This is a genomic window from Rahnella sp. CFA14(1/10) (genome assembly GCF_004195095.1).
Taxonomy (GTDB): Bacteria; Pseudomonadota; Gammaproteobacteria; order Enterobacterales; family Enterobacteriaceae; genus Rahnella; species Rahnella perminowiae.
Window position 1 is genome coordinate 636339 of the sequence record NZ_SEWS01000002.1, and the last position, 14233, is coordinate 650571.

The following is a 14233-nucleotide window of genomic DNA, read 5'->3' on the forward strand; positions in this document are numbered from 1 at the left end:
AGATTTGGGGTCATTTCAGTTCGATTATGGAGTGACTAATCTGCTGCGTCGGGGTTGCCCATACTCTTTGCCACGAACGCTCTTAGTCTGCAGCCTTCCATTCAGAAAGCATTTTAAGGGCGCTGTCGTAGTGACCCGTAGCCCCGGCTGTACGTAAAAATTGTGCGCGCTCAACGATGATTTCATCAGGCGCCGGGTCTGCATGCAAAAGGTCGAGCGTCTCAGTCAGGAAGTCTTCCAGCGGCATGGCATGCTCGTCACTTTCCTGACCAAACAATGTGGTTTGCACGCCTGGTGGCGCTAACTCAATTACGCGTACGGAAGTGTCGGCGAGCTGAACACGCAAGCTTTCAGTGAATGAATGAATCGCAGCTTTTGTGGCGCTATAGGTCATGGCAATAGGGAACGGAACAAACGCCAGTGCGGAACTGACATTAATGATGACACTGTCATTCTTTTTAACCAGCTGCGGTAAGAACGCATAAGTCATACGAATGGTCCCCAGAAGGTTGATCTCAACAGTCTGTTGCGCAATCTTCACTGCATTCTGATCCAAAACATTTTCGCTCAACATAATACCGGCGTTGTTGATGACAACATTCAGGTCGGGGTAGCGTGCTGCTGCGAGTTCGCTTGCCCGGGTAATGGAACCGGCATCGGCAATATCGAGTTCAATGGCCTCGATGCCGGGGTAATCGTTTGTGATTTGATCAAGTAAAGCCTTGCGACGGCCAGCTACAATGACCTTATTGCCTGCTTCATGAAAACGTACCGCAAGGCCCAGCCCTATCCCCGACGTGGAACCCGTGATGAGGATCGTATTACCTGAAGTTTTCATATGTTTCTCCGGATTGATGAAAAAGGTAGAATGCCAAACGGACAGTTGTCCGACAGGAAAAAATTAACGGACAATTGTCCGTTAAGCAAGTTTTAATATTGTGGACAGGAGGACTGGTGACACAGCAACAAAAAACGGGTCGCCCGGCACGGGCTGACGCGCAGCAAAACCGCGAGCGTATTCTGTCGGTTGCACTTCAGGAACTGACCGTTTCCGCAGACGTGCCCCTAAGCACGATCGCGAAGAAGGCAGGCGTCGGGCAGGCCACTTTTTATCGTAACTTCCCGACACGGGAGGTATTAGTGATGGAGGTTTATCGCTATGAGATGTTGCAGGTCACAAAGTTTGCAGAACATTTGCTCCGGACCTGCGCACCCGAACAGGCGTTGCGTGACTGGATGAATCGCCTTGCCGAATACGCAATGACCAAAGCAGGCCTGGCCAATGCCATTCGCGAGGTATCGCTCTCGCGGGACTGTCCGGAAAAGGCAGGCTATGCCCCTGTCATTGCTGCCGCTCAGTTGTTACTTGATGCCAATAAGAAAGCGGGAACTATCCACCCGGGGGTTACCACTGACGACTTTTTCCTGGCAATTGCAGGGATATGGCAGCTCGATTTTAATGATGAGTGGCAGCCCCGGCTAACCTGGCTCATCGACATGGTGATGGCGGGACTGCGCGCGGGGGCACCGCTACGCTCTGTTTCTCAGTAGACGACAACCACAGCGTACATGCAGGAGAGTGGCGAAACAGCCGAAGTCTCCCGGGGGTCTGAACAATAATTGCCTCGCCTTTTCATTATTTTTTAAGCCTGGCATTGATTGATATTTGCAATACGTGGATCGGGTTAAAAACATCAGACGCAAAGGCGTTCTTATTTGCCGGGATTACGACATGCTCCATCCAGACAACGTCTTAATTGGTGGCGCATCTCTGGAAGAAGACCGCCGTCGTATTCCGGTGGGTTCGGTCCCTGGCTGGTTATATGTGATGAGGTTCCGGATCCGCAAAAGTTTGCGGTTCGATAATGACGTGACCACCAAAGGTGTCTTAACGACACCAAAATCCGCCGTCTCAAGCCTTCTGAAAAACCTTTCCAGGTTTACGATTCTGTTCCCCGGCATCCGTAACCCCTATAAACCAATGTGTGAAAATGCGGTTATTAACCCGGCCTCTCCTCAAGGGTAAAAAGTTGCTGCCCGCTACTGACGATCTCACCCGTTGCGCACAGCACCTCAGCAATCACACCCCCGGTGACTGCCACCACCCGGTTTTCCATTTTCATCGCCTCGACGATGGCAAGCGTATCGCCTTCCTTAACGAATGCGCCCGGTTCTACCGCGATAAATACGATGGTTCCCGGCATGGGGGCTGTTACGCCATTGCCAGTCGAACGGTTATTCTCTTCCAGATGCAGCTGGCTATCGACCCGGTATCGCTTGCCCGCCAGTATCACTTCCACGATCCCTTTTCTCTCTCTTCCCTGCCAGCTCACATCACCACACTGCCCGCCCCAGCCATGATTCACCGGCGCGATAGTGATGGTAAATGTCTCCGGACCAATAGCCGTCAGTACCCGGGTATTACCGAGCGTCAGCAGATTGACAGCAATTTCATTCCCCTGATAGCGGATATATATTTTTCCTGCGGGTGCCGCCGGGTCTAATGCCTGCCGGTCACTGTTTCCCTGTAGCCCGTACCAGGGGGAAGAGGTACGCCCTGCACTTTCCTGCTTTGCCAGCAGTGCAGCTGCGCTGGCAACGGCAGCCAGTGGCCCGACTGAGACGTCACGCTCCGTAAGAAGTTGGTCAATTAACCCGGTATGCAGGTTACCGGCCATCACCCGGGGATGGTTTAATAATTCCAGAAGAAAGCCACTGTTGGTCGTCACCCCAAACACCCACGTCTGAGTCAGTGCCTGCACCATTTTAAGCCGGGACTGCTCGCGATCTGCGGCATGGACAATAAGTTTAGCAATCAGCGGATCGTAAAACGCAGGTACCTCGCCATGGTGGTCGAAAGCACTGTCGGTCCGGGCTGTCTCCGGCCATGTTACTGTGGCCGGTCCTGGCGAGGGAGTAAAGTCATCGTCCGGATCCTCAGCATATATACGGCTCTCAAAAGCATGCCCCTTACTGACTATCTGCGACTGAGACAAGGGCAGTTGTTCGCCCGCCGCAATTTTGATCTGCCACTCAACAAGATCCAGTCCTGTGATCATTTCCGTCACCGGATGCTCTACCTGCAGGCGGGTGTTGACCTCAAGGAAATAAAACCGGTTGTCAGGCGCAACGATAAACTCAAATGTTCCCGCATTAAAATAGCCTATTTGCCGTGCCCCGTTGACGGCCGCGTTTAACATTGCTTCGCGAACCTCCGCAGAAATGGACGTCGCCGGGGCTTCTTCGATAATTTTCTGATGCCGCCGTTGCAGTGAACATTCTCTTTCATACAGGTGCACCACCTGCCCGTGCTTATCACCCATGATCTGCACTTCGATATGACGCGGCGAATGGATATAGCGTTCGATCATCAGACGGCCATCGTTAAAGTTAGCCCTGGCGATACGCACGGCCGCGGCAACGGCCGCCTGCATTTCAGCAGCCTGCTCCACCACCTGCATTCCTTTACCCCCGCCACCCGCGACAGGCTTGAGGATCACCGGATATCCTATTTCTTCAGCCAGCGCATTCAGCACACTGAAGGATTCAGAAGCTTCCTGCGATCCGGGGAGTACTGGCACTCCCGCTTTTTCCATCTGTTGCCGGGCCAGAATTTTATTGCCCATATCGCGGATGATATTCGCCGACGGTCCGATAAACGTCAGCCCAGCCAGGGAAACCGCCTCGGCAAACTCCGGGTTTTCAGATAAAAATCCGTAGCCGGGATGAACCGCATCACAGCCCGAATGACGTGCGGCACTCACAAGCGCATCAATGTTCAGATAGCTGTCGGCGGCAAGCGGGCCACCAATATTGACGGTCCGTATTGCACCTGACAGATGATCGGCTTCGGTATCGGCATCAGAATAAACCGCTACGTACTCAATACCCATTTCTCTGGCGGTGCGGGCAATACGTCGGGCAATCTCGCCACGGTTAGCAATAAGAATTCGATTCAACATGGTTCACATCCTGAAAACGCCAAAATGGGTCGTCTGCTGGGGTGCCTGGTGGGCAAGCGCAAGTCCCAACGCCAGCCAGTCGCGGGTATGTTCGGGAAGAATAACGGCATCCACCCACAAACGTGCAGCGACATACAATGCCTGTCCCTGCCGGTCATAAGCATCGCGGACCGGTTGTTTGACCCGTTCAGCCTCTTCAGCGGTGAAAGGTTGGCCTTTTTTTTCTAAATGCTCCTCACGCATCAGTGCCATCACCGTTGCCGCCTGCTCACTGCCGACGACAGACATTTTCGCGTTCGGCCACATTGCCATGAGCTGCGGGCCAAGCGCGCGACCACACATCGCCAGATTGCCCGCCCCAAAGCTGCCGCCAATCAGGACAGAGAATTTAGGCACACGGGCGCAGGCGACCGCATTCATCATTTTGGCTCCGTGTTTGGCAATGCCCCCGGCTTCATACTCCGGCCCCACCATGAAGCCGTTGATGTTATGCAGGAACAACAAGGGGATATTGCGCTGTACACACAGCTCGATAAAGTTCGCCGCCTTCTGCGCGCTTTCTGAATACAGCACCCCGTCATTAATCAACACCCCGACCGGAAAACCGCCGATATGGCCCGTTCCGCAAATGAGCGTGCGCCCATAGCGGGCTTTGTATTCCGTCAGCTCGCTGCCGTCCAGCAGGCGGGCAAGAATCTCCCGAACGGGGATAGGTTCACGCGGATTTGCGCTGATAATGCCAGGGATCTGGCGCGGATCGAACAGCGGCTCAACCGCCGCCATCGGCGGTGACGCAAGCTTACCGGCATCGCTGCGGGCAATAATGTCACGGACAATGTGCAACGCATGACGGTCATGTTCTGCATAGTGGTCGGCCACACCGCTATCCAGCGTATGGACATCGGCACCGCCAAGGGTCTGGGCATCAACAATTACCCCCGTTGCAGCACGCACCAGCTGCGGGCCGCCGAGGAAAATAGTGCCGTTGTCTTTGACAATCACCGTTTCGTCGCACATTGCGGGTATATATGCTCCTCCTGCGGTACAGGAACCCAACACCGCCGCGATCTGGGGTAAACCCGCCGCGGACATTTCAGCAATATTGCGAAAAATGCGCCCGATATGATGTTCATCAGGAAAAATCTCTTCCTGAAGCGGCAAATAAACGCCCCCCGAGTCCATCAGATAGACGCTGGGAAGTGCCATTTCACGGGCAATCTGCTGCATGCGCAGATGCTTCTTCAATGTCAGCGGATAATATGCGCCGCCTTTTACCGAAGCATCATTGGCGTAAATCGCCACTGCGCGATTTTTAACAATACCGATACCGGTCACGATCCCGGCCGACGGCACCGAATGTTCATATACCTGATGAGCAGCCAACTGCCCAATTTCAACAAAGGCGCTGCCTACGTCAATCAGCAGGGCGATACGTTCACGGGCTGAAAGTTTGCCACGCGCCGCCTGTTTCTGACGAGCCGCCTCCCCTCCTCCCTGGAGCGCCGCTTGCCGCGCTTCATCTATTGGCTGCTGCATCCGGGCAAATGCCTGCTGGTTTTCACGAAACGTCGGATTATCGGTGTAATGACGTGCTGCAATTGTCGCCATGGTGCCTCTCTTAGAAATTAAGCGTGGACTTTGAACCGGGCGATCAGAAAACTCGCCAGTCCGGTCAGCAAGATGGCCAGCGTCCATGTGCCGTGATGCTCCAGCAGCACGGCAAATGAGGAGGCAATTCCCGCCATCCCCTGCTGCAGAAACCCGCACAGCGCCATCGCGTAAGCACCGAAATCCTTACCATCGTTCACCGCCGCCGACATGCTGCTTGGGAACATCACCGCCTGGCCGAAAATAATCAGACAATACAGCACGATAAAAATAACCAGTCCCGATGTGTGGCTAAGTAGCCCAGTCCACCACAGAACAAGCAGCGCCAGCGCGGAGATCGCGACCATCAACGAGCCACGACGCATTAAGGTGACCACTCCCGTAGCGTGCACGATGCGATTTACCGTCAATGCGCCGGCCAGATAGGAGATGCCGATAAGCAGGCCAAAGAGACCAAAGCTGGTCACCTCCAGACCAAAACTCTGCTGCATGACAAACGGACTGACTTCCTGCAATGTCACGGTCGTGGCAAAGCCCAGCCCTCCCACGCACGCTGGCCAGAAAAAACCTGGGCGCCGCAGAATGGTTAAGTAGGCGTGCGCCATACCCTTGCTGATCCTGGCAGGTTCGGCATACGCCATCGGCACCGTCAGTGAGAAAAGCAGCGCAACAAAGCCGGTGGCGGCCAGCACCAGAAAGGCAACCTGCCAGTGCAGGTAATAGCTGATAAGTCCGCCGATAAACTGTCCGCCGCCCAGCGCGGTAATAAACGCTACCGACAATACGGAAAGTCGTTTTGCCAGTTCCGCACCACTCCAGTTATCTTTAACCAGAATGCGCCCGATAATCGCGGCTCCCCCCGCGCCGATCCCCTGCAAGGCACGTAAAACCAGAAGCAGGTTAGCGTCCCTGCACCACGCCAGCAGCAGGCTGGTGCCGATAAATAACACCAGCGATAATGTCAGTGAGATGCGCCGTCCATAGCGGTCTGCCGCCGCTCCCCAGAAAATAACGGGCACCGCCGCGCCGACGACGAAAATCGAGATCGACAACTCTGTCGCGCTCTGGGTCATCCCAAGCTCCCGCATCACGACCGGAAGTGAAGGAAGGTAGATGGTGGTCGCCATCTGCGTCATGAACACGACCAGACAGGCCAGCGACATGATCCTCAACGAAAGCGTGTCCACGGCCGGAACACGGTAACTTTCAGATTCATTCATAGTTCGCTCGCAACTGGTTGACGTGTCCGGCAAACTCCGCAATCTCACTGCGGCTGATGTTTGAACGTAGCATAATGCGCAAACCTGCTTTACCGCGCGCAATGACCGGGAAGAAAATCGGAGAGGTATAAAAACCACGTTCAAATAGCGTTTTGGCGATTGAGATGGTCGCTTCCTCGGAACCTATCTGAATAAAACGTATTGGCAGCCCGTCATTGTGATTGTCATTTGCAATCAGCGAATCAAAATATTCGATATTTTGCTGCAGTTGATTCTGTAATTGCGTCAGCTCTTGAGTGTGATGAAGGGCGACCGACGCCAGGATCCCACCGAGCCCGGCAGTATTGATACGTTGTGACCAGAGGAATGGACCGGCAAAGCGAGAAATGAGCGTACGCTGTTCGTTATAAGGTCGCCGGCCAATAAACACCGCCCCTCCCGAAGCACCAAACCCCTTATTGAGAGAAGTAATAATGACCGTCCGGTCATTAATTTCTCCGAGCGTATCCAGTACAAGTCCCCTGCCAAGTTTACCCACAGTAGACAGGCCATGAGCCTCATCAAATAACAGGAACAGGCCATATTTTTCCTGTAAATGCAGAAGTTCTTTTACCGGAGCCTGGCCACCGGTGCTGTAAACCCCATCTGCCACATAGGCCACGCGCGGATATTTTTTGCAGATCGCTTCCAGTTGTTCCAGATCATTATGAGCAATGGTAATGACTTCGGTTTCATCAGCGCATACCGGTTTCATGATGTTAAGACAGAAATGAGCATTTTTATCGAAGACCAGCACCGGCGGTTGATTCTCCGTCAGCGCCCCGGATGCAACCAGCGGCAAAATACCCTGAGCAGCAGCGGCACAGGAGGCGACAGTAATCACGTCAGCACCAATAAGATCGGCCAGCGCCTGCTCAGCTTGCCCCAGTAGCTCAAACTGGATGCGTATGCGCGAGGTGGAGGTATTGAGCGAACCATTACTTTGCAAGGCGGCAATGGCCTGCCGGAGAATTTCAGGGTGTGAATCAAGCCCCAGATAAGAATATGAGGACATATTCACAAAGCGGTGATCACTGTTGACTTGCTGATGATGACCATTGCCAAGATTGGTGATTGCCAGGTTCGATAAACCTGAGTCCTGTGTTACCTGCCAGAAGCTGTTACTGATCTGAACGGCTTTCTTAATATTACTCCAGGTATTCATGCAGTTTGTCCCGTTTTAGTTAAGTTGGAATAAACTTGCATCAGAATGTAAAGAAAGTTAAATGCCAATTCTTAATATAATAACCCGGAAAAACATAATAAAATTTTTAATTAACACTCTACATTTTTGTATATTAAACATCAAAATCGGCATTTAAACCCTTCATCTATTTTGTGCTAATCATTATTAAGCCGAATAAAGGCTCAGCAAATACTGTGACGATTAAATCCTTGTCGCTGGCTTTCTTTCACCCGAATAAATGAGGTGTAAAAATGCTTTTTCATGGCCGTGAAATGACCGTTAACTGGCTGGATAATGGGTTAGCAGAGCTGGTTCTGAATAGCACCGCAGCCAAAGTTAATACCATGAATTCCGTTTTCTTTGAGGAACTCTATGCAGCATTAACTATAGCTCGCAATCATAATGAAATTAAGGGGCTATTAATTCGCTCGGCTAAAAATAACTTTAATCTCGGTGCCGATTTGTATGAATTACATAGTTTGCAATATCGGCAGGATAATAGCCTCGACGTCTGGATCAACAACGCTAATAAATCGTTAGACTTACTTAATTATTTGCCCTTCCCTACGCTTGCGGCGATTGACGGCGCGGCACTGGGCGGGGGCTGTGAACTGGCGCTGGCCTGCGATTTTCGCATCGCCACACCGGCTTCAAGTCTGGGCCTGCCGGAAGTGAGCTTGGGTCTCATTCCGGGCTTTGGCGGCACAGTGCGACTTCCCCGTCTGGTGGGGGTCGATCATGCCCTGGAGCTTATCACCACCGGCCAGTCTTCTGATGCCGACCGCGCCCTGAAACTGGGCCTGATCGATGCCAGGATCGCTCAGTCGCAACTCCTGAGTGCGGCGACACATATGCTGACCGGTGCTTCGCAGGGTGAATTGGACTGGCGGGTCGCACGGCGTGAAAAACAGGCCCCGCTGCGCCTGAGCACAACAGAGTCTGTTATGACATTCTTCCATGCGTCTGCAGGGGTAAAAAATTCGGTACAGAAGTATAAGGCGGCCGCGGTTGCTGCTATCAGTACTGTCGAGTTTTCAGCCTCCCATGCCCACCGCGAAGCCTCAGACGCCGAACGCCAGCAGTTTCTCAGGCTGGCGCGCACGGACGAAGCAAAGTCCTCTATCGGGGCGTTCCTCAGCAAAAGACAGGTCATCAGACGGGCAGAAACGCTGGCGGCATATGGTCAGCCTGTTGAACAGGTCGCGGTACTGGGCTCCGGGATTATGGGTAAGGGAATCGCTTATCTTTCTGCTTTGCATGGCGTACCCGCGTTGATACACGCTAACAGACCGCAATCCCAGCTCGCTGCGCTGGATGCTCCTAAAAAATGGCTTAACCAGCTTCTGGCGAAAAATCAGATTGACGGAAATCACATGGCCCGCGTGCTGTCAGACATACGCGTAACAGCAGGCTATAAAGGGCTTGATCTGGCCGGGATAGTGATTGAATCCGTGGTAGAGGATAAAGCGGTAAAAGCCCTCGTGCTGGCCACGGCAGAGCAAAACATTGCCCGGGACACCGTGCTGGTCACCAATACCTCAACGTTTGGGGTTGGTGAACTGGCACGCGGACTGACACGACCGACGCAATTTTGCGGCCTGCATTTCTTTAATCCGGCGCAGCGCATGCCGCTGGTGGAAATTATTCGCAGTGAAAACACCTCGGATGCCACGCTGGCAACCGTGGTGGCCTATGCCAGGAGGCTGGGAAAGACCCCCGTGATCGTCAAAGACAGGCCGGGATTCTTTATCAACCGGGTGCTCTTCGCTTACCTGAGCGGTTTGCTGATGCTGGTGCGTGATGGCATCAGCTTCCGCCATATTGACCGGGTAATGGAAGATGCCTTTGGCTGGCCAATGGGCCCGGCATGGTTGCTGGATGTTATCGGGATCGATACCGCACACGCCATTTTTAAACAGCTTTCTGCCGCCTGGCCCGAGCGTTTTAACGCCGATACCACGGCAATTATTGATTTTCTTCACGCACATCAGCGTCTGGGAGAAAAAACAGGACAGGGATTTTATCGCTATCAGCAGGAGAAGAAGGGCCGCAGCCAGCGTGTGGCAGATAAAGATTTTGAGACGAAGCTGGCCGCACTGCAGTCTCCCCCTTTGCCGCTGAGCGAAGATGACATTATCGATCGCATGATGATCCCGATGGTGAATGAAGTTATCCGCTGCCTTGAAGAAGGCGTGATCGGCTCCGCTGCTGAAGCAGATACCGCATTGATTCAGGGACTGGGGTTCCCGGTTTATCGCGGCGGTGCATGCCGTTATGTCGATACCCGGGGTACGGCAAACTTTAACCGCGCGGCCCGGCACTTTAGCGCGCTGGGTGGCCTCTATCAGTTACCTGCATTGCTGCTTTCCCCTGCTCACCAGAGTGCACCGTTTTATCCTCATCCCACCGCCGATGCTCAACGCAGCGTACTGGCATAAGGAATATTCAATGGAAAATGTCGTTATTGTAGATGCGATCAGAACGCCGATGGGCCGCGCCCGTGAAGGTGCATTTCGCCATGTCCGCGCAGAAGCCCTTTCAGCACATGTGATGCGCGAGCTGCTGGCCAGACAACCCGGCCTGTCGTCAACAAACATTGACGATATTTACTGGGGATGCGTACAGCAAACGCTGGAGCAAGGATTTAATATCGCCCGTAATGCGGCACTGCTGGCGGAAATACCTCACACGGTGCCTGCGACGACGGTGAACAGGCTTTGCGGTTCATCCATGCAGGCGTTACATGATGCCGCGCGGGCCATTATGGTTGGTGACGCCACTCTTTGTATCGCCGGGGGGGTTGAACATATGGGCCATGTTCCGATGACCCATGGCATTGATTTTCATCCCGCCCTGAGTAAAACCGTTGCCCGTGCGGCAGGCAACATGGGGCTCACGGCGGAGCTACTGGCAAAAATGCATAATATCAGTCGGGAAATGCAGGATGAATTTGCGCTGCGTTCCCATCAGCGGGCCGCACATGCAAGTCTTAAGGGGCTTTTTGATGCAGAGATCGTGCCTACCCACGGTCATGATGCTCATGGCGCACTGGTTCGCCATCAAAAAGATGAGGTCATCCGCCCGGAAACCAACCTGGACAGTCTCAATAATCTGCGACCCGTTTTTGATCCTCATACGGGAACGGTCACTGCAGGGACGTCGTCGTCACTGGCAGACGGCGCATCAGCAGTCTTACTGGCCAGCGAGTCGTATGCACGTGCCCATGGCCTGCCTGTACGCGCCCGTATACGTGCCATGGCAGTGGTGGGCAGTCAGCCTTCAACCATGGGTTACGGCCCCGTTCCGGCCAGCGAATTAGCACTGAAACGCGCCCGGCTATCCATCGAAGATATCGACCTGTTTGAGCTTAATGAAGCCTTCGCCGCGCAGGTGTTGTCCTGCATTAAAGGGCTGGGTCTGCTTGACCAGATGGACGACAAGATTAATCAACATGGCGGCGCCATCGCACTCGGCCATCCTTTGGGATGCACCGGGACCCGCATTACCACCACATTAATCAACCTGCTGGAACAGCGTGACAGGCAATTTGGCCTCGCCACGATGTGTATCGGGCTGGGCCAGGGGATCGCCACCGTTTTTGAGCGCGCCTGAATCAGGGTATGCGGGAAGCGCAGATCCGTATGCATCCTTCCATATTCTCAAATTAGATATAAATAGCATTTTTTATTACTTTTATGAGCATCTTCAACTTTGTAGGGTGAGGTCATACCCTCAGAGCCTGAATACCCCGGAGCAAGGAATAATGAAAAAAAAAGCGGCAGTAGGATTATTATTAGCGGCACTGGTCGCAACGGCCCACGCAGCAGAATCGCCTGTATCGGGCGGGACATTAAATGTCGCCTTAGGTAGCGACACCCCTATCATCGATCCTTCCATTACCGGTTACTCAGTCACGGCCTTGATTACCCGTAATGTCGTGGACTCGCTGGTAGGGCAAGCCGGGGATAACCGTTTTACCCCGTGGCTTGCCTTGCGCTGGGAGATTAACGACAATCACACGCAATATACCTTCCACCTGCGCAAGGACGTGACCTTCAGCGACAAAACCCGGCTGGACGCGCAGGCGGTTAAATATAATTTGGATCGCATCCTGGATCCCAAAACTACCTCAAGCTATGCGAAATCGCTGCTTGGCCCGATCGACAGCATCACCACACCGGATGATTTTACCGTGGTGATCCACTATAAGACGCCGTTTGCGCCACTGTTGCAGGGTCTGAGTCTGCCTTATCTCGGTATACAATCACCGACCTATCTGAAGAACACCCCAAATACCAGCAACACCGTCGTGGGATCGGGGCCTTTTATCCTTAAATCCTTCGTCAAGGGCAACGGCAGCCAGCTGACACGCCGTGATGATTATCAATGGGGGCCGGGCTATGCGCACCATCAGGGTCCTGCATGGCTCTCCGCCATTAACTTTAAATATCTGCCGGAATCCTCTGTCCGATTGGGCGCGTTAACCAGCGGGCAGGTGCAGGCCATTGATGCCGTTCCTCCCGCCAATGTCCGTGCACTTCAGCGTAATCCACAAGTCAGTATTCTGACCAAAGAAAATCCGGGCATTCCACGGGTGTTGTACCTCAATACGTCTAAAGGTCCGTTCAGCGACGTTAACGTCCGGCAGGCGTTTCTGCATGCGGTCGATCCCGCTTCTGCGGTAAAAGTCGCTTTCTTTGGTACGCTGAAACCTGCGGATAGCGTGCTGGGGCCACAAACACTTTATTACGACGCTAACGCCCGCGTTTCCGCAGCCCAGCCTGCAAAACAACTCAGCCCGGGGCAGCCGTTGACCGTGCATTTTCTCTATGACCCGGCATCGACCGAAAGCGCGGATGTCACCCTGTTCCAGGCCATCCAGTTCCAGGTGAAGAAGGCCGGTTTTAACCTTCAGTTTGATCCGGTTGACAGTGGTATCTTCAGCGCGCGTACCGCCAGCAACGACTACGATATCGTCTCGAATTTCTACGTACGCGCCGAACCGGATATTCTGCGTACCGTTTTCCACTCAGCCTACATCCCACCTAAAGGTGCCAACTACAGTCACGTTAATGCACTGGACGATAAACTAACGCTGGCAATTGGTGCTCCTGATGCACAACGGAAACAGATATACAGTGATATCCAGCGCCAGGTGATTGATCAGGCCTATGTCGTTCCGCTGTACATACCGGCGTATCAGTTGGGGATCAGCAAAAAAGTCCAGGGTATCAGTTGGGCTACCAACGCTAAACCTAACTTTTATGATGCCTGGCTGAGCAACTGATATGGCAAAAATTGTCCTGCACCGCCTGCTCTCCATTATTGCCGTCCTGTGGGGAGCGGCCACGCTGACGTTTATAGCTATCAAACTGATACCTGGCGATCCGATACTTATCATGAGCGGCGGCGAGAACGTCGTTGATGATGCCTGGCGCGCAACGATGACGGCGAAACTTGGGCTGGACCAGCCTCTCTGGGCGCAGTATTTGCATTATTGCGGCCAGGCGCTGCTGGGCCATTTCGGTGAGAGTTTCCAGTTCCGGGCACCGGTAACCACAGTCATTACTGCCGCGCTGATACAGACCCAGACACTGGCAGGTTGCGCGCTTCTGCTGGCGGTATTACTGGCTACGCTCAACGCTCTGGCGACCTCCGGGCGCTGGTGGCCACTGCGCGCACTGTTCTCCGGTTTGGAACTTTGTCTGCTGAGTACACCGGTCTACTGGATTGGTATTATTCTGCTGAGCATTTTCAGTTTCCGCCTGAACTGGTTTCCGGTAACGGGTAACGACGGCTGGGTTTCGCTGGTGCTTCCGATTATCGCACTGAGCCTGCCACTGACAGCCATCCTCAGTCAGGTGCTGCGTGACGGTCTGGAAGAGGCCCTGCAACAGCCGTTTGCCATGACGGTTCGTACCCGTGGCGCGGGCGAGACGCTGCTACGCCTGCGCCACGGACTGCGTCATGCATCGCTTGCCGCTTCTACACTGACCGGTACCATGCTGGCGAATCTGCTCAGCGGATCCATCCTGACCGAAACTGTTTTCGGCCGCGCCGGGTTGGGTAAAATCACGCTTCAGGCCATTGCCAGCCGCGATATGCCGCTTATCCTTGGTCTGGTAATGCTTTCAGCATTGTTATTTATCGTCATAAACTTGCTGATGGACGTGATTTATCTGTTCATCGATCCTCGTCTTCGTAACAGGTCATTCTGA

11 protein-coding genes are annotated in these 14233 nt (G+C 53.6%); 6 read left to right on the forward strand and 5 right to left on the reverse strand.

The window, feature by feature from the left end; translation table 11 throughout:
* Nucleotides 1-82 precede the first annotated feature (82 nt).
* On the reverse strand, nt 83-838 hold the full coding sequence (locus tag EVX52_RS06460) for an SDR family oxidoreductase (RefSeq protein WP_129990878.1): 756 nt from the start codon (nt 836-838) through the stop codon (nt 83-85).
* A 116-nt stretch (nt 839-954) separates the two neighbouring features.
* On the opposite strand from EVX52_RS06460, the gene EVX52_RS06465 reads away from it, so the two are divergent.
* Both EVX52_RS06465 and EVX52_RS06470 read left to right on the forward strand, forming a co-directional pair.
* Nucleotides 955-1551 (forward strand): TetR/AcrR family transcriptional regulator, encoded by a 597-nt coding sequence (locus tag EVX52_RS06465; RefSeq protein WP_129951000.1) that lies wholly within the window; start codon nt 955-957, stop codon nt 1549-1551.
* A gap of 181 nt (nt 1552-1732) precedes the next feature.
* Complete coding sequence (locus EVX52_RS06470; protein ID WP_129990879.1) at nt 1733-2026, forward strand: hypothetical protein; 294 nt, start codon at nt 1733-1735, stop codon at nt 2024-2026.
* Here EVX52_RS06470 and EVX52_RS06475 read toward each other — a convergent pair.
* The 4 genes from EVX52_RS06475 to EVX52_RS06490 are packed head-to-tail and all read right to left on the reverse strand — an operon-like array spanning nt 2001 to nt 7994.
* Nucleotides 2001-3962, reverse strand: coding sequence for a biotin carboxylase N-terminal domain-containing protein (locus EVX52_RS06475; protein ID WP_129950999.1), 1962 nt, complete (start codon nt 3960-3962; stop codon nt 2001-2003). The genes EVX52_RS06470 and EVX52_RS06475 overlap by 26 nt on opposite strands.
* A gap of 3 nt (nt 3963-3965) precedes the next feature.
* Nucleotides 3966-5570 (reverse strand): carboxyl transferase domain-containing protein, encoded by a 1605-nt coding sequence (locus tag EVX52_RS06480; protein WP_129950998.1) that lies wholly within the window; start codon nt 5568-5570, stop codon nt 3966-3968.
* Nucleotides 5571-5587: 17 nt separating this feature from the next.
* Nucleotides 5588-6733 (reverse strand): MFS transporter, encoded by a 1146-nt coding sequence (locus tag EVX52_RS06485; protein ID WP_129990916.1) that lies wholly within the window; start codon nt 6731-6733, stop codon nt 5588-5590.
* 49 nt (nt 6734-6782) lie between these two features.
* Complete coding sequence (locus EVX52_RS06490) at nt 6783-7994, reverse strand: aminotransferase class I/II-fold pyridoxal phosphate-dependent enzyme (RefSeq protein ID WP_129950997.1); 1212 nt, start codon at nt 7992-7994, stop codon at nt 6783-6785.
* Nucleotides 7995-8266: 272 nt separating this feature from the next.
* On the opposite strand from EVX52_RS06490, the gene EVX52_RS06495 reads away from it, so the two are divergent.
* The 4 genes from EVX52_RS06495 to EVX52_RS06510 all read left to right on the forward strand — a co-directional run bounded on the left by EVX52_RS06495 (nt 8267) and on the right by EVX52_RS06510 (nt 14233).
* Nucleotides 8267-10453 (forward strand): 3-hydroxyacyl-CoA dehydrogenase NAD-binding domain-containing protein, encoded by a 2187-nt coding sequence (locus EVX52_RS06495; RefSeq protein ID WP_129990880.1) that lies wholly within the window; start codon nt 8267-8269, stop codon nt 10451-10453.
* A 10-nt stretch (nt 10454-10463) separates the two neighbouring features.
* On the forward strand, nt 10464-11627 hold the full coding sequence (fadA, locus tag EVX52_RS06500) for an acetyl-CoA C-acyltransferase FadA (protein ID WP_129990881.1): 1164 nt from the start codon (nt 10464-10466) through the stop codon (nt 11625-11627).
* Between the two features lie 151 nt (nt 11628-11778).
* Nucleotides 11779-13302 (forward strand): ABC transporter substrate-binding protein, encoded by a 1524-nt coding sequence (locus EVX52_RS06505; RefSeq protein WP_129950994.1) that lies wholly within the window; start codon nt 11779-11781, stop codon nt 13300-13302.
* 1 nt (nt 13303) lies between these two features.
* On the forward strand, nt 13304-14233 hold the full coding sequence (locus EVX52_RS06510; RefSeq protein WP_129950993.1) for an ABC transporter permease: 930 nt from the start codon (nt 13304-13306) through the stop codon (nt 14231-14233).